Below are 21,175 nucleotides of genomic sequence, written 5' to 3' on the forward strand. Positions count from 1 at the left end.
GTGGGGGGGGGGGGGGGGGGGGGGGCCGGGGGGGGGGGGGGGGCGGGGGGGGGGGGGGGGGGGGGGGGGGGGGGGGGGGGCGCGGGGCCCCGCCTCCAGGGCCCGGACGTTCTCGGCGACCGTCGGGATGCGGTGCGCCTCGGCCGTGGTCTTGACGATCAGCCGGGCGGCACCGCCGCGCACGGCGAGCCGCGCCGCGTCCTCCAGCAGCAGCCGCGCACCGGCGGGCGAGCGCGGGTAGACGCCCATGTACGCGTACACCACCAGGTGCCGGTCGATGTCCGCGAGCAGCTCGTCCGCGATCCGGCCGAGCGCGGCCAGGGCCTCCTCGTCCTGGTGGGCGCTGGTCTGCTGGGCGTAGCTGAGCGAGATGCTGCGCAGCCCGTGCTGACGGAAGAACATCGCCTCCAGCACGCTGATGGCGATCAGCAGCGAGGGCGGGCAGAGCTGGCCCATCATGCAGCCGCCGAACGTCTCCAGGTGCGGTTCCGCCCCGAACGCGCGGATGGAGGCGAGGAGTTCGCAGCTGCGCCGCCAGCAGGCCACCGCCTCGTGGAGCGGGGTGCGGCCGTACGGCAGGCAGTAGGAGACCGGCCCGCCCTCGGTGGCGTCGAGTCCGGCCGCCAGCAGCGCCTCGAAGATCCGTTCCGGTGCGGCCGAACCGTGCCGGACCTGTACCGGGAAGCCGGCGTCCGCCACCCCGTCCAGGACCGCCCGGGTGACCTCGACCGGGTGGGTGGCGATCGGGTAGCCGTTGAGGCCGGCCCCGACGGCCAGGGCTCGCCGCGCCGCGCCGAGGTCTCCGGTGCGGGTGTAGCTGTCCAGGGTGATGGTGCCGACGGTGACGGCGGCCGCCCCCCGGGTGGCGAGCAGGCCGTCCCGCATCCGGGCCGCCTCCGCCATCCCCATCCGGGGCTGCACCACCAGGGCACCGGCCTCCGCGGCCTGCGCCACGAACGCGCCGAAGCCGGTCACAGCAGGACCCGGGAGCGCAGCCCGTCGACGAATTCGCGGAACGGGTCCACCGAGGCGCCCTCCTCGAAGACGGCGTCGAAGCCGGCCGCCAGCAGCGTCCGCTCACGGTCGGGGTCGTCGGCCCCGGCGATGCCGAGCTTGCCGCCGATGACGGTCGGCGTGCGCCGTAGTTCCGGGCAGGCGCGCAGGGACGGGATCACCCGCAGGCCCTCCTGGTGGCCGTGCCCGTTGACGCTGCTGATCACGATCAGGTCCGGCACGATCCGCCGGCATTCGGCGAGCAGCAGCGCATCCGGGACGCAGGCGCCCAGGTTCGTCACCCGGTGGCCCATCTCCTCCAGCAGGAGTTGCAGGAACACCAGGTTCCAGGTGTGCGAGTCCGAGGCCATCGTCGTCACGACGACGTCCAGCCCGCCGGGTTCGGCATTTCCGTGCTGCACAACTCAGCCCTCATCGGTAGAGATCGTCGATGGATTTCCGCCGACGCCCGGGCCGGCGGACCGGGGATTCCGGCGCGTGTTCCGCGGCGGCCCGGCCCACGGAGAACGTTAGGAACGATCGGGCCGGGCAAGCGGCAGCTCCTGCGGCACAATGCGGCAGAATCGACGGCCCGCCGGGGCCTGCCGTCGGCTCACGGCGCCGCGCCACCGCCCCCACGCCCACGCCCCCACGTCCACGCCCGGGCGTCCGTCGGCCCGCGCCGTCAGCCCGCGACGGCGAGCAGCGGCACGTCCCCGGCCGGGGCCAGCCGGAGCCCCGGCTCCTCCCGGACGAGGCGCCGGCACAGGTTGAGCACCGTGAACCGCACGCCGTCCCGGGCGGGCACGCTGCGGATCAGCCCGCGCGACAGCAACTCGTGCACCGTCGCCAGGCAGGTCTGCAGCGCCCAGCCGGTGCGGACCACCGCGTCCTCCCCGGACCAGTCCCCCGGTTCGTCCACGAGGACCTCCAGCAGCTGCCGCTGACGGTCCGTCAGCCGTCGGATCGCCGGCTCCACCTCGTCACGGACGTCGCCGCGCGCGCCGAACACCAGCGGCGGTGCGGCCAGGGTGAACGGGACGGCCGCCAGCCGGGCGACCAGCTGGCCGGTGGACTGCACCAGCGCCCAGCCCGCCGCGCGCTCCAAGGCGCCCGGCAGGCCGTCCAGGTGGCGGCAGAGCTCGGCGACGGCGGGTGCCTCGGAGCGCTCCAGGGTGTAGCCGGGGCGCAGCCGGCTCAGGTGCGAGAGCAGCAGCCGGACGGCTCCGACCTGCGCCAACGCCTCCGGTTCGGCGTCGAGTTCGGGGGCCGGGACGGGCAGCGGAGCGAGCGGGATGACTTGGCCGCCGGGCAGCGGCCGGGCCTCCCGGGCGGTGATCAGCACCCGCAGCCCGGGGCAGTGCTGGAACAGGGCGTCCAGCTGTCCGGCGTCCACCCCGTTGTCGGCGCCGTCCAGCACCAGCAGGGTTGGCCGGTCGCCGATGTCCCGGGCGAGGCCGTCCGGCAGGCCGCGCCAGGGGTGCGGGCCGCCGCCGCAGTCCACCCAGCGCACCGACCAGCGGGCGGCCAGGTGCACCCGGCGGGCGACCTCCAGGGCGAGCCGGGTCTTGCCCACCCCGCCGAGGCCGACCAGCGAGACCAGCCGGTCCCCGTGCACGGCGAAGGCGTCGACCAGGACCTCGGTCTCCATCTCGCGGCCGACGATCGCCCCGCGCGCCACCGGCGGCGCGGCCGGTGCCGGCACCGTCGCCGGTTCGTCGGCGAGCGGGTGCCGGCGGGCGGCCTCCTCGAAGTCCGTGCGGCTGCGGCCCTCCAGCCGCAGCGCGTCCGCCAGCAGCCGGACGGTCTCGTTGCGGGGCCGGCGCACCCGGCCGCTCTCCATGTCCCGGATGGCCCGCACGCTCAGGGTGGCGTGATCGGCCAGGCACTGCTGGGTCAGCCCGATCCGCTCGCGCCGTACCCGCAGCTGCTCGCCGAAGCCCGCCGCCGTCCTCACCGCTTGCACCGACTGCCCGCTGTCCATGCCTCGTCTGCCCTTCCGTGGTTCGGACTCTCGCTGGAGGTCCGGTCCGGCGGCCGCAGCACTGGGTGCCCGCGCGGCCCGTGGTCCGGCCGTACTGGCCCCGGTGGTCAGGCTGTGGCCTCCGAACCGGTTCCCTCCGGTTCCCGATGCTCCAGGCTCGGCGTCTACGTCCGATCAACGGCCGATCACCGGCCCCACCCGCGACCTTCACGCGGGCCTCACATCACGTTCGGCGGACCGCCGGAAGTACCGCCGGTACCGCCCGTGAGCGGGTCCGACCGACCAGCGGCCCGGCCGGGGACGCCCGAGGCGGGGCGACGGCAGCGGGTACGGGCGGCCGGGCACGGGCGGGGCGGCAGCAGGGCGGGGCCGGGGTTCGGCGACAGGGACCGACCCGGCGGGAACCGATCAGACCGGGGCACACGCGGACCGAAGCGGGCGGGATGGGACGATACCTGCCATGTCCACCAAGTCTCCATCGGTCCGGGGCGACGGCGCCCCGCCCGACCCGCTCTGCCGCCTGCTGCTCGACCTCGGCGAGGCCCTGCTGGGCGGCGGCCTTCCCGTCCACGAGGTCGAGGAGGAACTCCGCGGCCTGGGGCGGGCGTCGGGCGCTCCGGAGGTGCGGGTCGCGGCCCTGACCAACGGGCTGTTCGTCGCCCTGGGCCCCGACGAGGGCGCCAGGTTCCAGCCGGTGGGCGCCGCCCTGCGGTTCGAGCAGACGGCGGACGTCCTCCACCTGGTGCACCGGCTGCGCGCCGGTGAGCTCGACGGGCCGCGGGCCCTGGCCGAACTGGACCGGATCCGGCGGGCGCCGGCCCACTGGCCCACCTGGGTGGCGGACCTCGGGGCGCTGCCGGTCGGGGTGGGCGTCTGCCTCTTCCTGCAGCCGGCGGCGGCGAACGTGCTGGCGGCCGGGCTCGGCTCGCTGATCGTGGTGGGGCTGACCGTGCTCGCCCGGCGGATGCCGTACCTGCGGCCGCTGCTGCCCGTCACCGCCGGGTTCCTGGTCTCCCTGCTGGTCCTGACGCTCGCGCGGGCCTCGCTGCTGGACGGCCCGCTGCGGACGATCGTGGCCACGCTGGCGATCCTGCTGCCGGGCGGGCTGCTGGTCACCGGACTGTCGGAGATCGCCGCGGGTGCGGCCAGTGCGGGTTCGGCCCGGCTGGTGTCCGGCGCGGTGCAGCTGACGCTGTTCCTCGCGGGGCTGGTCGCGGCCGCGACCGCGACCGGCATGCCGGCCTCGGCGCTGGCCAACGTCCAGGTGGCGAAGCCGAGTTGGTGGGTGATCGGGCTGGGGCTGGCGATCGCGGTGGCCGGGCTGGTGGTCAACGTCCACACCCCGCCCTCGGCCGTCCCGTGGATCGTCGTGGTGATCGCGGTGAGCGCCACCGTCCAGGTGACGGTGGGGATGGCGCACGGCGCGGCGATCGGCGGCCTGGCCGGGGCGGTCTCCGCCGCGTGCGCGGCCACCCTGGTGCACTGGCTGCCGGGCGGTCCGCTCTGGCAGGTGCTCTACCTCCCGGCGTTCTGGATCGTGGTGCCGGGCTCCTTCGGCCTGCTGAACACCGCCCAGATCGAGGTCGGCAACGGGGCGCAGGCCGTGCTGGCGGCCGTGTCGGCGCTGTTCGGGGTGTCGATCGGCACCCTGATCGGCTCGGTCATCGGCCGCATCCCCCGCCCCTCCCTCGCCGTGCTGCAACCCCGGGGCTGAAACGGGGCCGAACCGGGGCCGCGCCCGGGCCCCGGACCGCGGCCCGACCGGGCCGAACCGGCCGAAGCGGGGCGCGGCGCGGCCCGGTTCGGCCGGGCGTGACCGGCGCGAAAAGGGGCCGGGAGCCCCGGTCAGGCATGGCACAGGGCCTCGGTGAGGCGGTCGGCCGCCTCGACGACGGCCCGGGAGAGCTGCGCACCCGGGTGCCGGGTGAGCCGTTCGATCGGGCCGGACACGGAGACGGCGGCCACGACCCGGTTGGACGGTCCGCGGACGGGCGCGGAGACGGAGGCGACGCCGAGTTCGCGCTCGCCGATGGACTGCGCCCAGCCGCGGCGCCGTACGCCGCTGAGCGCGGTGGCGGTGAACCGGGCACCCTGCAGGCCGCGGTGGAGCCGCTCGGGTTCCTCCCAGGCGAGCAGGACCTGTGCGGCGGAGCCGACCTTCATGGGGAAGGTGATGCCCACCGGAACGGTGTCGCGCAGGCCGGAGAGGCGTTCGGCGGCGGCCACGCAGATCCGGATCTCGCCCTGCCGGCGGTAGAGCTGGGCGCTCTCGCCGGTGATGTCCCGCAGGTGGGTGAGGACCGAGCCGGCGGCGGCCAGCAGGCGGTCCTCCCCCGCCGCGGACGACAGCTCGCCGAGCCGGGGGCCGAGGACGAACCGGCCCTGCATGTCCCTGGTGACCAGGCGGTGGTGTTCGAGTGCCACGGCCAGCCGGTGGGCGGTGGGCCGCGCCAGTCCGGTGGCGGCGACGAGTCCGGCCAGGGTGGTGGGACCGGCCTCCAGGGTGCCGAGGATCGAGGTGATCTTGTCGAGCACGCCGACACCGCTCGCGTTCTGCATGGATGGGTACTCCGTCTCAGATCCCGTGAGCGGCGGGCGGGCCGTGCTCACGGAGGCTCCCCGCGGGGAGCGGGGGGGTGGTCAGCGAGGACGGGCCGGAGAAGTCGGCCGATTGCCTGCGCCGGGCACGAGACGGGTACGCGAAAGGGCCGGGGCGGGAAGCGCCCGGGCGAAGGACAGCACAGAGAGCACCGTGTCTCCTCATCTTTCCCGCGCCACAGTGGCGGCAGGCCGGAGTTGGCACTGATCCCGGACGGCACGGCGCGTACTTCGGACGCCGGGTCGACCGGGGAGCTGCCGGGGCTTCGTAGGGCCGGTCCCTCCACCCCTCTGGATGATTCGCCAGGAACCATACAAGATTCCCCGGGCCGCTCGCCAAACCTCCCCCCACCGCGCACGGGAGACGGGCACGCCGCACCGCCGGGCGCCGCCCGCCGTGGCGCGCACCCGCCCCCCGGCCGGTGCCGGCCATCGGCCGCCGATATCTATCGGATCTGCTACGGTCGTATTCATGAAGAACGATCCCGGCTCTCCGGCCACCCCGACCGAGCTCCGGATGCCGCTGGACACCAAGCTGGTCGTCTGGGCCTTCTGCGGTGCGGCCGGAGCCGGTCTCGGCTTCGCCGTCCCCTGGCTCCTCGGGTTCGCCGCCCGGCACCCGATCCCGTACGCGGACACCGTGCGGTTCCTCGGCTCCTTCGACTCCCCGGCGATGGTCGTCGGACGGCCGGTACTGCTGGCCGTCGCCGGCCTGGTCGCCGGGCTCCTCCTCACGTACCACAGCGCCACGCTGCGCATCTCGGACGAGGACATCACGATCACCGAGGGCGACGACACCCGCGTCATCACCCGTGACCAGGTCGGCGGGGTCTTCCGCCACGGCGGCAAGGTGCGGATCGAGTCGCCGGTCGGGCGCGTCCTCTTCGACGACGACGTCGAGGGCGGCAAGGCCGCGATCGCCTCCGCCTTCCGGCGCCACGGCTACCCCTGGGAGGGCGCCTGACCCCGCGTCGGCGGGGGCGCCGGGCCGGTCGGACCGGCCGCCGCACCCGGGGCGGCCGCCCCGCCCGCGGTCCGCGGGAGCGCCCGCCCCGGTGTGGCACAGTGGCCGCACGCCCCGCCCGGGGACGCGCCGTCACGAACCGAGGACTCCCGTGCCCGAATACAAGCCCGCGCCGCGCACGGTCGTCGAAGCCTGCTTCGACCCCCGGGGCACCGCCTCGCTCGACTACGTCTACGACGTCGCCGCGGCGGCCGGCCTCGCGGACCAGCCGGTGCGGCTCGCCGTCCGCCGGCTGGAGGCGGCGGGCGTGCTGCGCCAGGAAGGGCGGGGCCGCAAGGGCCGCCTCCACCTGACCGACGCGGGCCGGCTGCGCACCGACGCGGATGCCCGGTTCGTCGCCCTCGCCTACGCGCAGGACACCGGACTCGCCCCCTGGGACGGACTCTGGCGCCTCTACGCCTTCTCCGTCCCCGAGCAGCGCCGGGCCGAACGCGACGCGCTCCGCACCGCGCTGACCCGGCTCGGCGGCGTCCCGCTCGCGCCCGGGACCTACGTCAGCCCGCACGACCTCGTACGGGAACTGACCGACGAGACCTCGCGGTCCACCGTCGACACCTACCTCATCACCGCGGAGGCCACCCGCCTCACCGGCCCGGGATTCTCCGACCCGGCCACCACCGCGGAACGCCTGTGGCCCGCGGCCGACACCCTCGCCGCGTACGGCCCGCTCGCCGACGCCCTCGGACACCCCGTCGAGGACGCCCCCGCCGGCGGCCCGACCGGCACCCCGCACGGCTCCACCGGACTCGTCGCCACCGCACTGCGCCTGGCCGACGCGTTCGGCCACGCGCTGGAGCACGACCCGCTCCTCCCCCCGGAGTTGCGGCCCTCCCCCTGGCCGCCCGCCCGCCTGCGGCACGCCTTCCAGGAGCGGTGGACCGCGATCCGCGAGCAGGCACCGGACCTCTCGCTCTTCCGCGCCTTCGACCCGCCCGCGGCCGAGCGGGGCTAGGGTCCACGTCCGCTCCGGCGGCGCCCGACGCCCGCGGTCGGCGTCACCCGTCCAACAGGCCCCGGACGGCGGCGAGTTCCTCCGCACCCGCGTGCACGGCGGCCGCGATGGAGTCCAGGCTCCCGGCGCCGACCGGGATGCGCACCGGCAGCGGGGTGTCGGCGGCGACGATCCGCAGGACGTCCCGGGCGAAGTCCTCGGGTCGGCTGACCGTCGGCAACTGCGCCATCCCGCGCAGCTGTTCGCGCATCGGCTCGGTGGCGTCCCGGTAGAGCGCGGAGCGGTCGGCGGCATCGGTGAGCGAGGTGCCGTAGCGGGTGGCGTAGCCGGCGGGCTCCAGGGCGGCGACCCGGATGCCGAACGGCGCGGCCTCGGCGGCCAGGGCCTGCGTCATGCCTTCCAGCGCGTGCTTGCCGGTGACGTACGCGGCCAGGCCGGGGAAGGACATCCGGCCGGCCAGCGAGGAGACGTTGAGGACGTGCCCGCTGCCCTGGGCGCGCAGCACCGGCAGCACGAGCCGGGCCAGCCGCCAGGGGCCGACCACCAGGGTCTCCAGCTGGTCGCGCAGTTCCTCGTCGCCGACCTCCTCCACGGTGCCGAACACGCCGTTGCCGGCGTTGTTGACCAGGACGTCCAGGCCGCCGAGCCGGTCCACCGCGGCGGCGACGGCGTTGCGGCACTGCTCGGCGTCCCGTACGTCCAGTGCCAGCGGCAGGATCCGCCCGCCGTGGCGCCGTCGCAGGTCCTCCAGGGCGGCGGGCTTGCGGGCGGTGGCCACCACCTCGTCCCCCGCCTCGGCCGCCGCGGCGGCCAGGGCCTGCCCCAGTCCGGACGAACAGCCCGTCACCAGCCAGCGCCGTGCCATGGGGTGCCTCCTCCGCGGATCCGGAATCGTCCGCGCCACGGTGCCAGAGCGGGGGGCGGCTGCCCAGGCACGCGGACGGCCTCCGCAGGGCGCACGGACGCGGGGGGGGGGGGGGGGGCGCCCACCCCCCCCCCCCCGCCCCCGGGATCACGGCCGTCCGGGCACCGCCCGCCCCGCCGTCACCAGCGGTCGTGCACCTGCGGCCGGATCCGGCGGTCGTACAGCTCCCGCACCGCCGCCAGGGTGGCCGGCGGCAGCGGCGCGAGGCCGGCGGCGGCCGCGTTGGCCCGCGCCTGCGCCACGTTGCGGGCGCCGGGGATCACCGTCGTCACGCCCGGCTGCTGGACGATCCAGCGCAGCGCCGTCTGGGCGGCGGTGGCGCCCTCCGGCGCGAGCGCGGCGAACTCGGCGGCCGCCTCGACGCCGGTGGCGAAGTCCACCCCGGAGAAGGTCTCGCCCTGGTCGAAGGCCTCGCCGTGGCGGTTGTAGGTGCGGTGGTCGTCCGCCGGGAAGACGGTGCGTTCGCTGTAGCGGCCCGAGAGCAGCCCCGAGGCCAGCGGCACCCGGGCCAGGATCCCCACGCCGGCCGCCTCGGCGGCGGGCAGCACCCGCTCCAGCGGCTTGAGCCGGAACGCGTTGAGGATGATCTGCACGCTCGCCACGCCCGGGCGCGCGATCGCGGTCAGCGCCTCCGCGCAGGTCTCCACGCTCACCCCGTACGCGGCGATCCGCTCCTCCGCGACCAGGGTGTCCAGCGCGTCGAAGACCTCGTCCGAGGAGTAGACGGGCGTCGGCGGGCAGTGCAGCTGCACCAGGTCGAGCCGCTCCACGCCCAGGTTGGACCGTGAACGGTCCGCCCAGGCACGGAAGTTCGCGAGGTGGTAGTGCTCGGGCCGCTGCTCGACCCGGCGGCCGAACTTGGTGGCGACGAAGACCTCGGCGTCCGGGCGGTCCTTCAGGAAGCGGCCGATCAGCCGCTCGCTGCGCCCGTCGCCGTAGACGTCGGCGGTGTCGAAGAGCGTGACGCCCGACTCCACGGAGGCCTCCAGCACGGCCAGGGCGTCCTCCTCACGGACGTCCCCCCAGTCCGCGCCGAGCTGCCAGGTTCCGAGTCCGACGATCGAGACGGGCCGGCCGGTGCGGCCGAGTACGCGCTGTTCCATGGGACGAGCCTCTCACGTCGATCGCCGCGGCGGCCGGTCCGCGCGTGCGCCCCGCCGCCGTCCGGGACCCGGGCGAGCGGCGCCGCCGGACGGGAGCGGCCCCGGCGGCTCCACGGGCGGATGTGCGCGCAGGTGCGCACGGGAACGCCCTACGATGGGCGGATGAGCACCGGCACCGATCGAGCAGATGCGCATCGCTCGCAGCAGCGGGCCGAGGAGCGCCTGGACGTCGCCGCGTCCGTGCTGACCCTGCTGGCCGACCGGACCCGGCTCGCCCTGCTGGAGCGACTCGGCCGCGGCGAGGCGGACGTCACCACGCTGACCGGGGCCACCGGCGCCGCCCGGCCGTCCGTCAGCCAGCACCTGGCCAAGCTCCGGCTGGCCGGCCTCGTCGCCACCCGCAAGGAGGGCCGGCGCGTGGTCTACTCGCTGCGCCACGGCCACCTGCGCCGGCTCGTCGACGAGGCGCTGAACGTCGCCGACCACCAGATCGGCCACCTGCCGCCGCACGACTGACCCGCGTCGGCGGGGCGCACGCGCCGGCAGGCACACGCCCGGGCGGCGCACGCGCCGACCGCACCGCACGGCCGGGGCCGAGTTTCGACGAATAGGTGCACAGGTACGCACTTGTTTTTATGATGGGCTGACCACCCCACGGCCCACCGGGACGACGCCCATGCTCTCCGTGCTGCGCAACCGCACCTACCGCCACCTCTTCACCGCGCAGGCCGTGGCCCTGGTCGGCACCGGCCTGGCCACCGTGGCGCTGTCCCTGCTGGCCTACCGGATCGCCGGCAACGACGCCTCCGCCGTCCTCGGCACCGCGCTGGCGATCAAGATGGTCGCCTACGTCGCCGTGGCCCCGGTCGCCGGCGCGCTCGCCGGCCGGCTGCCCCGGCGGACCCTGATGGTCGCGATGGACCTCACCCGGGCCTGCGTCGCGCTCGCCCTGCCGTTCGTCGACCGGGTCTGGCAGGTCTACGTGCTGATCCTCCTGCTCCAGGCCGCCTCCGCCGCCTTCACCCCGACGTTCCAGGCCACCATCCCGGACGTGCTGCCCGCCGAGCGTGACTACACCGACGCGCTGTCGATGTCCCGGCTGGCCTACGACCTGGAGTCCCTGTTCAGTCCCGCGCTCGCCGCGCTGCTGCTGTCGGCGGTCTCGTACGACTGGCTGTTCGCCGGGACTGCGGTCGGGTTCCTGGCCTCCGCCGCCCTGGTCGTCTCCGCCGTCCTGCCCAAACCCGCCCCGGTCGAACGCACCGGCGGCGGCCACGCCCGGGCCGCCCTGGGCGCCCGCCTGTTCCGGGCCACTCCCCGGCTGCGCGCCCTGCTCGCCCTGGACCTCGCGGTCGCGGCCGCCGGCGCGATCGTCTTCGTCGACACCGTCAACGTCGTCCGCGACCACTTCCACCGCCCGGCCGGGGCCGTCTCGCTCGCGCTCGGCGCCTACGGCGTCGGCTCGATGCTCACCGCGCTCCTGCTGCCCCGCGTGCTGGCCCGGGTCGGCGACCGCGCCGTCATGCTGCCCGCCGCCTTCGCCCTGCCGGCCGTCCTGGCGGCCGTCACCGCGATCTCCGCCGCCCCGACCGGCACCGGGACGTGGGTGGCCCTGCTCGCCGCCTGGGCGCTCGTCGGCGCCGGCAGCTCCGCCGTGCTGACCCCCGGCGGGCGCCTCATCCGCCGCTCGGCCGCCGACGCCGACCTGCCCGCCGCGTTCGCCGCCCAGTTCTCCCTGTCGCACGCCTGCTGGCTGCTCACCTACCCCCTCGCCGGATGGCTCGCCGCCGGCGCCGGACTGCCCGTCACCGCGGTCGTCCTCGGCGGGGTCGCCCTGGCCGCCGCGACGGGCGCCGCCGCCCTGTGGCCGGCCCGCGACCCCGAGGAGCTGGAGCACCTGCACACCGACCTGCCCGCCGGCCACCCGCACCTCGCCGACGCGCACGCGACCGCGGGCGGCGCCTGGCGGCACGACCACCACTACGTCATCGACCGCCACCACCACACCTGGCCCCGCCCGGCGGGCCGCCCCCACGCCACGGCGGGCTGACCCGGGGGCCGGTGCCGGCCCGACGGGATCGGCCCGACGGGTCGGCGTCAGCCGACCGCCCGGGCGGGCCCGACCGACAGGGCGTCCGGTACGAGGGCGCCCGACCCTCCCTCCGGACGGCGGGTGCGGTGCTCCGGACGCCCCTGTCCGGGCCGTCAGAACCACTCGGGCCGGCACTCCTCGGCCGTCCGGTCGAGGCTGTCGAGCAGGTCGAACTGCGGCCCGGTGCGCGGCAGTTCGACCCGGAAGAAGTACCGGGCGGCCTGCCGCTTCCCCTCCCGGAAGGCGTCGGTGCCCGCGCCGAGCGCGAGGAACTGCTCCAGCCAGATCCAGGCCAGCACCACGTGGCCGACCGCCTCCAGGTAGACGGTGGCGTTGGCCAGCGCGACCGCCGGGTCGCCGGTCGCCCACAGCGCGGCGGTGGTCCGCCCGATCCGGGCCGCGGCGGCGTCCAGCCGGGCCGCGAACCCGGCCGCCTCGCCGCCGGCCGCCGCGGCCCGCGCGGAGGTCGCCGCGAGGGTGTCGAGGAGCAGCCGCAGCCCCGCCCCGCCGTTCATCACGACCTTGCGGCCGAGCAGGTCCAGGCCGTGGATGCCGTGGGTGCCCTCGTGGATCGCGTTGAGCCGGTTGTCGCGGTAGAACTGCTCGACGTCGTACTCGCGGGTGTAGCCGTAACCGCCGTGCACCTGGATGGCGAGGTCGTTGGCGGCCAGGCACCACTGCGACGGCCAGCTCTTGGCGATGGGCGTCAGCACGTCGAGGAGCAGCTCGGCGCGGGACCGGTCGGCCTCCTGCTCGGCGGTGGCCTCCTCGTCGAGCAGCCGGCTGCAGTACAGGCCGAGGGCGAGTGCGCCCTCGACGTAGCTCTTCTGCGCCAGCAGCATCCGGCGCACGTCCGCGTGCTCGATGATCGGCACCTGCGGGGCGTCCGGGTCCTTGGCGCCGAGCGGGCGGCCCTGCGGGCGGGTGCGGGCGTAGTCGAGGGCGTGCAGGTAGCCGGTGTAGCCGAGCGCGGTGGCGCCCTGGCCGACGCCGATCCGGGCCTCGTTCATCATGTGGAACATGTACGCGAGCCCGTGGTGGGCCTCGCCCACCAGGTGGCCCACCGCGCCCGGGGCGCCGCCGGGGGTGTACCGGCCCTCGCCGAAGTTGAGCAGGGTGTTGGTGGTGCCGCGGTAGCCCATCTTGTGGTTGAGGCCGGCGAGCACCACGTCGTTGCGTTCCCCGGGCGCGCCGTCCGGCCCGACCAGGAACTTGGGCACGACGAACAGCGAGATGCCCTTCACGCCGGGCGGACCGCCGGGGATCTTGGCCAGCACCAGGTGGACGATGTTCTCGCTGAGCTCGTGGTCCCCGCCGGAGATCCACGTCTTGGTGCCGGTGATCCGGTACGTGCCGTCGGCCGCCGGCACCGCCCGGGTGGTGATGTCGGCGAGCGAGGACCCGGCCTGGGGCTCGGAGAGGCACATGGTGCCGAAGAAGCGGCCCTCGACCATGGGCCGCACGTAGGTGTCGATCTGCTCCCGGCTGCCGTGCGCCAGCAGCAGGTTGGCGTTGCCGACGGTGAGCAGCGGGTAGGAGGCGGTGGCGATGTTGGCGGCCTGGAACCAGGCCCGGCAGGCGTTGGCGACCACGACGGGCAGTTGCTGGCCGCCGATGTCGTGGTCCATGGAGGCGCCGACCAGTCCGGCTTCGGCGTAGGCCCGCAGGGCCCGGCCGATCTCGGGGATGAGGTGGACCCGCTCGCCGTCGAAGCGGGGTTCCTCGGCGTCGCTCTTCTTGTTGTGCGGGGCGAAGTGCCGGGTGGCGATGGCCTCGCTGAGGTCCAGTACGGCGTCGAAGGTGTCCCGGTCGTGGTCGGCGTAGCGGGCGCGACGGGTCAGGGCGGAGACGTCCAGCCAGTCGTGCAGCAGGAAGTCGAGGTCACGGCGGGAGAGCAGCAGGGAGTCCAAGGTCGGGTGTCCGATCGGCCGGGGTCCGGGGTGTCGACGTACGAGCAGCCGGGACCTTCCCGCCCGGCGCACCGCCGACACACCGGCCGGGCGGCTGACCCGATTCTCAGACGGCGGGTCGGATCTCGCCGGTACGCACCGGTAAGGTGGTGGACCGTGGCCAGTCGTAAAACGTCGATCCTGGAAGCCGCGGCACGGGTGATCGCCCGACGCGGGGTGCGCGGGCTGCGGGTTGAGGAACTCGCGGCCGAGGCGGGCGTGTCGACCGCGCTCATCTACTACCACTTCAAGGACCGCACCGGGATCCTCCGGCAGACGCTGGAGTTCATCAACGACCGGGCGGAGCGCTACACGACCGACCGCGCCCCGGACGCCCCGCCGCTGACGCCCCGCGAGGAGCTGGAGCAGACCCTGCTGCTGGAGCTCCAGGACACCGTCGAGGTGCGGGAGAACAGCACCGCCTGGGGCGAGCTGCGGGCGAGCGCGGTGTTCGACGAGACCCTGCGCGAGGACCTGGCGCGGGCCACCCGGACCTGGGTGCAGGAGATCGCCGAGCTGCTCGGCGACGTCCGGCCGATGGCCTCGGCGGTCGCGCTGGCCGGCGCGGCGGAGCGGCTGACGGCGCTGCTGGAGGGCCTGAGCATGCGCTGGCTCAGTGGCAGCCTGCCGCTGGCGCACGCCCGGACACTGCTGGCCGACGCCATCGACGCCGAAGTGGTCCGGCTCGGTTCCTGATCCGTGCGGATCCGCCCGGATCCGCCCGGATCCGCACGGAAGCTTCACGTCGCGCACAACCGCCGTCAAGGATGCGTCATGACTCGCCCGCAAGTTTGACTGATTTTTCAGTCAGTGCGAGCCTGCATGTGCAGGCAGGGCACCTCCGTCCGCCCCGCTCCCGTGGTGCGCCACCGCAGGTCGGCGCGAAGAGTGGAGTCGGCGACCCCGCGCCCGTCCTGGCACCGTCGCACGATCTGGAGACCCTCATGACCCACTACCGCGATGACCGCTCCACCGAGGCCTACCCCTGGGTGCCGGCGGACGACGTCCCGCACGCGCGGACCTGGATGTCCTGGCCCTCCCGCCGGGGCGTGTGGGGCCTGCGCCTGGGCGGTGTCCAGGAGGACATCGCCCTGATCGCCCGCACGATCGCCGAGTTCGAGCCGGTGGTCATGTGCGCCCCCGACGACTGGACCGCGAACAAGGCCCGGTCCTGGTGCGGCGCCGGGGTCGAGGTGATCACCGCGATCCCCACCGACGACCTGTGGATGCGCGACATCGCGCCGGTGTTCCGCCGGGACGGGTACGGCGGCCTGGACGCCGTGGTCCTCAACTTCAACGGCTGGGGCAACAAGCAGGTCCACCACGACGACGCCCGGGCGGCCGAGCTCATCGCCACCCGCCGCGGCCTGCGCCACACCTACGCGGACTTCGTCGGCGAGGGCGGCGCGATCGAGACCGACGGCGACGGCACCGTGATGGCCACCGAGAGCAGCCTGGTCAACAAGAACCGCAACCGCGGCATGAGCCGCGACGAGATCGAGGAGGCCGTCCTGAAGGCCTACGGCGCGGACACCATGATCTGGCTGCCCGGGATCAAGGGCCAGGACATCACCGACGACCACGTGGACGTCACCTCCCGGTTCGTCCGCCCCGGCGTGGTGATGGTGCAGCTGCCGCCGGCGGACCGCAACGACGCCTGGGCGCGGGACGCCCGCGAACAGTTCGCGATCCTGTCCGCCGCGACCGACGCCCGGGGCCGCCGCCTGCAGGTCATTCCCGTGCACGGCCCGGACACCGTCCGCTCCCGCAGCTCCAAGTTCGTGGACTCCTACCTCAACTTCCACGTCGTCAACGGCGGTGTGATCACCGCCCAGTTCGGCGACGCGTACAAGGACGCCGCCGCCCGGGACGCGCTCGCCTCGGCCTTCCCCGGCCGCCGGGTGGTGCAGATCGACGTCGACCGCCTGATGACCGGTGGCGGCGGCATCCACTGCTCGACCATGCACGAGCCGCTGCCCTAGCCGGCGCCCGCGCACGTACCGCCCGCACCGCCCACACCGCCCACACCGCCCACGCCGTCCACGCCGTCCACCGCCCAGACCAGCAGCCGGAGTTCCCGCATGACCAACGCCCCGTCCCGCCGTACCCTGATGCGCTCCCTGGCCGGTGTCGGCCTCGGTGTCGGCGCCCTCACCCTCGGCCTCACGGCCTGCGACCCCACGGGCGTCGAGGACATCGACAACCCCGTGCCGCCGCAGCCCGGCGGCACCCCGGGCCCGCGCCGCTTCGGCGCCGAGTGGGACAAGCATCTGCGCACGGTGATGTCCTGGCCGGCGTCCGAGAACGTCTGGGGCGACCAGCTCGCGGACGTCCGCCGGGACGTGGCCGGCCTGGCCCAGGCCATCGCCGCCCGCGAGCCGGTCGTGCTGATGGCCCGCCCCGAGCAGAAGGACGCCGCGCAGAAGGCCTGCGGCTCGGCCGTCGAGGTCGTGCCGATCGCCGTCGACGACCTGTGGGCCCGCGACACCCTGCCGGTGTTCGTCGAGGAGGGCGGCAGGGTCAAGGGCGTCGACTTCAACTTCAACGGCTGGGGCGGCAAGCAGCAGCGCGGCAACGACTCCAAGGTCGCCCGGACGGTGCTGGCGAAGTACGGCGTCGAGCGGATCGAGACCCGGCTGGTCGCCGAGGGCGGCTCGTTCGAGACCGACGGCCAGGGCACCCTGATGGTGACCGAGAGCTCCGTCGTCAACGACAACCGCAACCCGGGCATGAGCCGGGACCAGGTCGAGGCCGAGCTGAAGAAGGTCCTCGGCGTGACCAAGGTGATCTGGCTGGCGGGCGTCAAGGGCAAGGACATCACCGACGCCCACGTCGACTGCCTGACCCGCTTCGTCGCCCCCGGCGTGGTCCTGCTGGACCAGGCCTTCCCGGGCACCCCGCCGGACGTCTGGTCCCGCTCGGCCGACCAGGCCCGCTCCGTCCTCAAGGACGCCACCGACGCGACGGGCAAGAAGCTGCAGGTAGTGGAGCTGCAGCAGCCCGACCCTGACAGGATCACCGGGCGCGGCGACGCCTTCGTCTCCTCGTACATGAACTTCTACATCGGCACGAAGGGCGTCTACCTGCCGAAGTTCGGCGACGCCCGCGCCGACGAGCGGGCCCAGCAGATCATGAAGCAGTACTTCCCGGGCCGCGAGATCGTCCCGGTGAAGATCGACGCGATCGCGGCGGGCGGCGGCGGCATCCACTGCGCCACGCACGACATCCCCGCCCTGGGCTGACCGGACGGGCCGGTCCCGGAGTCGCTCCCGGGGCCGGCCGCCGTGGGGGGCCGGGGGCGGGGGGGGGGCCGGACCCCGCCCCCCCCGACCCACCCCGCGGGCGGGGGCGGGGGGTACGCTGGGGTTCCGCCCCCGCCCGCCCCGGGGGGGGGGGGGGGGGGGGGGGGGGGGGGGGGGGGGGGGGGGGCGGGCCGGGGGCCGGGGCGGGGGGGGGGGGCGGGGGGGGGGGGGGGCCCGGCCCCCGGCCCCGCCGGACTCACCCGGCGGGCTGCTGCTGGGTGACGCAGTGGATGCCGCCGCCGCCGGCCCCGAGGTAGTCGATGTTCAGTTGCTCGACGGTGCGGCCGGGGAACAGCCGGGCGAGGGCGGTCCTGGCGGCGCTGTCAGCCCGGGTGTCCCCGAACTGCGCGGAGATCACCGCGTTGTTGCACAGGTAGTAGTTGGCGTAGGAGCCGACGAAGTTGGGGTCGGTCGAGCGGATGAGGTTGTAGTCGGGCCCCTGGATCCGGCCGACCGCGAACGGGGTGCCCTGGGCGCTGGTGGAGGTCGTCAGGGTTCGGTACTGCTGGCGCTCGTCCTGGGCCCAGACGTCGGTGTCGCTCGCGAGCGGCATCTGGACCACGGCCGTGCCGGCGCCGACGAAGCGCGAGGTGGCGTCCACGTGGTCGTCGGTGATGTCCTGGCCCGTGATGCCGGTGAACCAGATCACCTTGGTGGCGCCGAAGGCCGCGCACAGGGCGCTCTCGATCGCGGCCTGGGACATACCGGGGTTGCGGTTGGCGTTGATGATGCTGCTGCGGGTGGCCATCAGCGTTCCCGCGGCGTCGGTCTCGACGGCGCCGCCCTCGGCGACCAGCCCGGCGGCGGTGAACGGCAGGCCGAGGTAGCCGGCGACCCGTTGGGCGACCAGGGCGTCGTTGCCGTGCGGGTTCTGGTGGTTGCCCCAGCCGTTGAAGTTGAGGCCGAAGGTGTCGAGGCCGCCGGCGCCGTCGGTGCGGAAGACCGGGCCGGTGTCGCGCATCCAGCAGTCGTCGACCGGGATGTCCCCGATGACGGTGACGGCCGAGCCGCACATCGACCGCGCCTTGGCCACGCTCGCCGGGTTGGCGCACATGGTCACCGGCTCGTACTTGGCGATGGTCTTCGCGATGAGCGCGATGTTCGACTGGACGCCGCCGAGCTTGTTCCGCCAGATGGTGGTGCTGTCCGGCCAGGCCATCCAGGTCCGGGTGTGCCGGGCGGTGTCCAGCGGCACGCGGTAGCCGGCGGCCACGGCCGGGCCTGCGGTGCCGTTGCGGGGTTGCGCCGCCTGTGCCTGCGCCCGACCGCCGGCGGCGGTCAGCGCGGTTCCGGCCACGGTGAGCCCGGCGGCCGCCAGGAACCGGCGTCGGTCGAGCCCGCCGTCGCGGGTCGGCTGGGGTCTGGAGCTGTCCTCCATCACTGCCTCCACATCAAAGTCCGCTGCCGGTGCAGCAGTTGACCGAAAAGGTAAAACTGGCCAAGCGCTCGGTCAATACATTGCGCAAGTATCGGTGCCGATGCGCCCCTGCCGGGCTCCCGCAGTCGTTACAGTGGCGGCCATGGCGACACAGGCGACGGGCGCAGCCCCGCGAACGGCCACCGGCCCCGGCGGCACCGGCCGGGCACGCGCTTCCGCCAAGGGCGAGCAGACCAGGGCCCGGCTCATCGCCGCCGCCCGCACCCTGCTCGCCGGCGACGGCGCCGGGCGGTTCACCACCCGCAACGTGGCCGCGCTCTGCGGGGTCTCGCACGGGATGTGCCACTACCACTTCGCGGACCGCACCGACCTGATCGTCGCGGTCGTGGCGGACATCCGGCCCGAGTGGATCACCCCGCTGGAGGAGGCCGTCGCCGGCCCGGGCGGCTACGCCGAGCGCGCCGAGCGGGTCCTGGCACTGCTCACCCGGCCCGAGAGCCCCGACCTGGCCCGGCTGCACGCGGCCCTGCACTGGCTCGCCCTCAACGACGAACGCGTCCGGGCCGGCCTGGAGGCCGAGTACGCGCGGTGGCGCGCCTCCTTCGTGCGCCTGTTCCGCTGCCTGGTCGAGGAGCGCGGCGGGGACGCCGACCCGGTTCCGCTCGGCGAGGCCTTCGCCGCCGCCGTGGACGGCCTCGCCGCCATCGGGTCGCTCGACGGAACGGTGGACGACGAACGGGTGCTGCGGACCCTGCTGGACTCGCTGACCTCCGCCGTCGTCGCCGAGGCCGTCTGACCGGCCGGGACAACCCCCGTCACGCTCCGGGACCGGCCGCGGCCTCCGCGCGTTTGCGGCGCTCGACGCGGCTGGAAGCCACGACGGTGAACGTCAGGCACGCCGCGATGATGCCCTCGGCCCAGAAGAAGGACACGTAGTCGATGAGCGAACCGATCGGCGGCGAGCCGGGCGCGGCGTTGCGCATGCCGATGAGCGCGAACAGGGTCGCCGCCATCCACCCGAGCGAGGGCCACACCATCCCCTGCCGCCCCCGGTAGAGCACCTCGGCGCCGGCCATCACCGCCAGGGCGAGCGCCCACATGGCCGCGATCATGAACCAGGCCAGGATGAAGGTGCTGCGCGCCCGGGTGACCGCGCCCTCCAGGACGGTCGCCCCGGAGGCGCTCGGGGTGCTGGTCGGGTGGACCACGAAGAACGGATCGGCGTTCGCGACGACCAGGCCGACGGGCACGCCGCCGCTGGTGTCCGACGCCGCGAACGACACCGCGAAGTGGTGGCGGTCGAAGGGGTAGTCGGTCAGGGTGCCGTTGTAGAAGTCGGCCGACACGGCCTGGGGCGTCGCGGCCTCCCCCGGCGCCGCCCGCAGTTCGGTGCGGGTCGCCGCCTGGACGGTGATCACGACCTGTCGGCTGAACGCGGTGGAGTCCGGGCCCGCGGCGAGGCCGCCGTGCGGCACCGGCACGACGAAGATCGTGAGTTCGCCCGTCCCGGGGTCGATGTCCTGGGCGGTGACGTCCAGTTCGATCCAGTCACCGGCGCTGGGCAGGGCCAGTTCGTGGGGCTGCTGCCGGGTGTTGCGCTCGTTCAGGTACAGCGCGACGCCGGCCGAGCACAGCATCGCCACCGTCAGCAGCGCGACGAGGAAGCGGTTCCCGCGCCACCGCGACGCGCTCACGCCCCGGTGCCCGGCTGCTGCTGGGTGGCGCAGTGGATGCCGCCGCCGCCCGAGGCGATGTGGTTGATGTCGACCTGGGTGACCTTGCGGCCCGGGTGGAGGTCGCCGATGATGCCGGCCGCGCGGTCGTCGGCGGCCTGGTCGCCGAAGCGCGGGACGATGACGCCGCCGTTGCAGACGTAGTAGTTGATGTAGGTGGCGAGGAAGTTCTTGCCGGCCCCCTGGATCAGGTCGAAATCGGGCTCGGGGAGGTCGACCACCTTGAGCGTGCGGCCTTTGGCGTCGGTCGCGGACCCGAGCACCTGCAGCGCCTGCGCGGAGGCGGTGGTCCAGACGTCCGGCGGGGTGTCGGCGGCGGGGCGGTGCAGGACGACGGTGCCGGGTTCGGCGAAGCGGGCGAGGGCGTCGACGTGGCAGTCGGTGATGTCCTGCCCGGCGACGCCCCGGAACCAGATCACCTTCTCGACGCCCAGCAGTTCCTTGAAGCTCGCCTCGATCCGGTCGCGGCTCTTCCCGGGGTTGCGGTTGTCGTTGACCCAGGAGCTCTCGGTGGCCATCAGGGTGCCCTCGCCGTCCACCTCGATGCCGCCGCCCTCGCCGGTGACCGGCGCCTGGATGCGGGTGATGCCGTAGTGGGCGAGGACGTTGCGGGCGACCTGGCTGTCGTTGGCGTGGGTCTGCTTGTTGCCCCAGCCGTTGAAGTCGAAGTCGACCCCGGCGAGCCCCTGCGGGCCGGTGACGAAGGTGGGCCCGGTGTCCCGGGCCCACAGGTCGTCGACCATCAGGTCGAGCACCTCGACCGAGGAGCCGCAGGCCTGCCGGGCCTCGTCGGCCTGGTCGGGGCGGGCCAGCAGGACGACCGGCTCGAAGCCGGCGACGACCCGGGCCAGGCCCGCGATGTCCTGGCGGACGCCGGGCAGTTGGTCGCCCCACACCTCCTCCAGCGCGGGCCAGGCCATGAAGGTGCGGGTGTGCGGCGCGGACTCGGCGGGCATGGCCCGCCCGGCGGCCGCCGGGCTGCCGGACGGGGCCGTGCCCGAGGCCGTGGCACCGGGGCCGGGTTGCTCCTGCGCACCGCTGTCGGAGGAACAGCCACCGGCCAGGGCCAGTGCGGCGAGCGCGGCCCCGGACTGCAGGAGCGAGCGGCGGGACGGCCGGGGGTGAGCCATGGGGCCTCGATC

The 21,175-nt window shown here is 74.9% G+C and carries 19 protein-coding genes and 1 riboswitch (1 of these 20 only partly in view); of the genes, 9 read left to right on the forward strand and 10 right to left on the reverse strand.

The genetic code is table 11. From position 1 onward, the window contains the following. From ACFV0O_RS34640 to ACFV0O_RS34650, 3 genes are all read right to left on the reverse strand, one after another. Positions 1-975: the 5' portion of a methylaspartate mutase gene (locus tag ACFV0O_RS34640; RefSeq protein WP_380347786.1), read on the reverse strand. Its footprint begins 495 nt before the window's first position; only the first 975 of its 1,470 coding nucleotides appear in the window; its start codon is at positions 973-975; its stop codon lies beyond the left edge, outside the window. Next, positions 972-1,364 (reverse strand): cobalamin B12-binding domain-containing protein, encoded by a 393-nt coding sequence (locus tag ACFV0O_RS34645; RefSeq protein WP_380347838.1) that lies wholly within the window; start codon positions 1,362-1,364, stop codon positions 972-974. The genes ACFV0O_RS34640 and ACFV0O_RS34645 overlap by 4 nt, the downstream gene beginning before the upstream one ends. A gap of 314 nt (positions 1,365-1,678) precedes the next feature. Further along, positions 1,679-2,977: a helix-turn-helix domain-containing protein gene (locus ACFV0O_RS34650; protein WP_380347788.1), complete on the reverse strand. Its 1,299-nt coding sequence runs from the start codon at positions 2,975-2,977 to the stop codon at positions 1,679-1,681. A 460-nt stretch (positions 2,978-3,437) separates the two neighbouring features. Between ACFV0O_RS34650 and ACFV0O_RS34655 the strand changes: the two genes are divergently transcribed. Next, positions 3,438-4,691 carry a threonine/serine exporter family protein gene (locus ACFV0O_RS34655; protein WP_360256462.1) on the forward strand — a complete coding sequence of 418 codons (1,254 nt, stop codon included), beginning with the start codon at positions 3,438-3,440 and terminating at the stop codon, positions 4,689-4,691. A gap of 131 nt (positions 4,692-4,822) precedes the next feature. Here ACFV0O_RS34655 and ACFV0O_RS34660 read toward each other — a convergent pair whose 3' ends face one another. Further along, complete coding sequence (locus ACFV0O_RS34660; RefSeq protein WP_380347791.1) at positions 4,823-5,536, reverse strand: IclR family transcriptional regulator; 714 nt, start codon at positions 5,534-5,536, stop codon at positions 4,823-4,825. 198 nt (positions 5,537-5,734) lie between these two features. Further along, positions 5,735-5,877: riboswitch (SAM riboswitch) on the reverse strand. A 170-nt stretch (positions 5,878-6,047) separates the two neighbouring features. On the opposite strand from ACFV0O_RS34660, the gene ACFV0O_RS34665 reads away from it, so the two are divergent. Both ACFV0O_RS34665 and ACFV0O_RS34670 read left to right on the forward strand, forming a co-directional pair. Next, positions 6,048-6,539, forward strand: coding sequence for a hypothetical protein (locus tag ACFV0O_RS34665; RefSeq protein ID WP_380347793.1), 492 nt, complete (start codon positions 6,048-6,050; stop codon positions 6,537-6,539). 151 nt (positions 6,540-6,690) lie between these two features. After that, positions 6,691-7,551, forward strand: coding sequence for a transcriptional regulator (locus ACFV0O_RS34670; RefSeq protein ID WP_380347796.1), 861 nt, complete (start codon positions 6,691-6,693; stop codon positions 7,549-7,551). 43 nt (positions 7,552-7,594) lie between these two features. Here ACFV0O_RS34670 and ACFV0O_RS34675 read toward each other — a convergent pair whose 3' ends face one another. Further along, on the reverse strand, positions 7,595-8,416 hold the full coding sequence (locus ACFV0O_RS34675; RefSeq protein ID WP_380347798.1) for an SDR family oxidoreductase: 822 nt from the start codon (positions 8,414-8,416) through the stop codon (positions 7,595-7,597). A gap of 179 nt (positions 8,417-8,595) precedes the next feature. Beyond that, positions 8,596-9,579 (reverse strand): aldo/keto reductase, encoded by a 984-nt coding sequence (locus ACFV0O_RS34680; RefSeq protein ID WP_380347800.1) that lies wholly within the window; start codon positions 9,577-9,579, stop codon positions 8,596-8,598. 162 nt (positions 9,580-9,741) lie between these two features. On the opposite strand from ACFV0O_RS34680, the gene ACFV0O_RS34685 reads away from it, so the two are divergent. Further along, positions 9,742-10,095, forward strand: coding sequence for an ArsR/SmtB family transcription factor (locus ACFV0O_RS34685; RefSeq protein WP_380347802.1), 354 nt, complete (start codon positions 9,742-9,744; stop codon positions 10,093-10,095). A gap of 160 nt (positions 10,096-10,255) precedes the next feature. Then, positions 10,256-11,629, forward strand: coding sequence for an MFS transporter (locus ACFV0O_RS34690; RefSeq protein WP_380347804.1), 1,374 nt, complete (start codon positions 10,256-10,258; stop codon positions 11,627-11,629). Between the two features lie 155 nt (positions 11,630-11,784). Here the strand turns inward: ACFV0O_RS34690 and ACFV0O_RS34695 are convergent, their stop codons facing one another. Beyond that, a complete protein-coding gene (locus ACFV0O_RS34695) occupies positions 11,785-13,581 on the reverse strand; it encodes an acyl-CoA dehydrogenase (protein WP_380347806.1) in 1,797 nt (598 codons plus the stop codon). Between the two features lie 156 nt (positions 13,582-13,737). On the opposite strand from ACFV0O_RS34695, the gene ACFV0O_RS34700 reads away from it, so the two are divergent. The 3 genes from ACFV0O_RS34700 (at position 13,738) to ACFV0O_RS34710 (ending at position 16,862) form a co-directional block, all read left to right on the forward strand. Then, positions 13,738-14,316, forward strand: coding sequence for a TetR/AcrR family transcriptional regulator (locus ACFV0O_RS34700; RefSeq protein ID WP_380347808.1), 579 nt, complete (start codon positions 13,738-13,740; stop codon positions 14,314-14,316). 248 nt (positions 14,317-14,564) lie between these two features. Next, positions 14,565-15,602, forward strand: coding sequence for an agmatine/peptidylarginine deiminase (locus tag ACFV0O_RS34705; RefSeq protein WP_380347810.1), 1,038 nt, complete (start codon positions 14,565-14,567; stop codon positions 15,600-15,602). A gap of 99 nt (positions 15,603-15,701) precedes the next feature. Then, on the forward strand, positions 15,702-16,862 hold the full coding sequence (locus ACFV0O_RS34710) for an agmatine/peptidylarginine deiminase (protein ID WP_380347812.1): 1,161 nt from the start codon (positions 15,702-15,704) through the stop codon (positions 16,860-16,862). Positions 16,863-17,118: 256 nt separating this feature from the next. Here the strand turns inward: ACFV0O_RS34710 and ACFV0O_RS34715 are convergent, their stop codons facing one another. Then, a complete protein-coding gene (locus ACFV0O_RS34715) occupies positions 17,119-18,300 on the reverse strand; it encodes an agmatine/peptidylarginine deiminase (RefSeq protein WP_380347814.1) in 1,182 nt (393 codons plus the stop codon). 142 nt (positions 18,301-18,442) lie between these two features. On the opposite strand from ACFV0O_RS34715, the gene ACFV0O_RS34720 reads away from it, so the two are divergent. After that, the gene (locus ACFV0O_RS34720; protein WP_380347816.1) at positions 18,443-19,096 is read left to right on the forward strand and encodes a TetR/AcrR family transcriptional regulator; all 654 of its coding nucleotides are present in this window, start codon (positions 18,443-18,445) and stop codon (positions 19,094-19,096) included. Positions 19,097-19,115: 19 nt separating this feature from the next. Here the strand turns inward: ACFV0O_RS34720 and ACFV0O_RS34725 are convergent, their stop codons facing one another. Continuing rightward, positions 19,116-19,994 (reverse strand): DUF4436 family protein, encoded by an 879-nt coding sequence (locus ACFV0O_RS34725; protein ID WP_380347818.1) that lies wholly within the window; start codon positions 19,992-19,994, stop codon positions 19,116-19,118. Then, on the reverse strand, positions 19,991-21,163 hold the full coding sequence (locus ACFV0O_RS34730) for an agmatine deiminase family protein (protein WP_380347820.1): 1,173 nt from the start codon (positions 21,161-21,163) through the stop codon (positions 19,991-19,993). The genes ACFV0O_RS34725 and ACFV0O_RS34730 overlap by 4 nt, the downstream gene beginning before the upstream one ends. Between the last annotated feature and the right edge of the window lie 12 nt (positions 21,164-21,175).

The sequence above is a fragment of the Kitasatospora sp. NPDC059577 genome (assembly GCF_042735475.1).
GTDB lineage: Bacteria > Actinomycetota > Actinomycetes > Streptomycetales > Streptomycetaceae > Kitasatospora.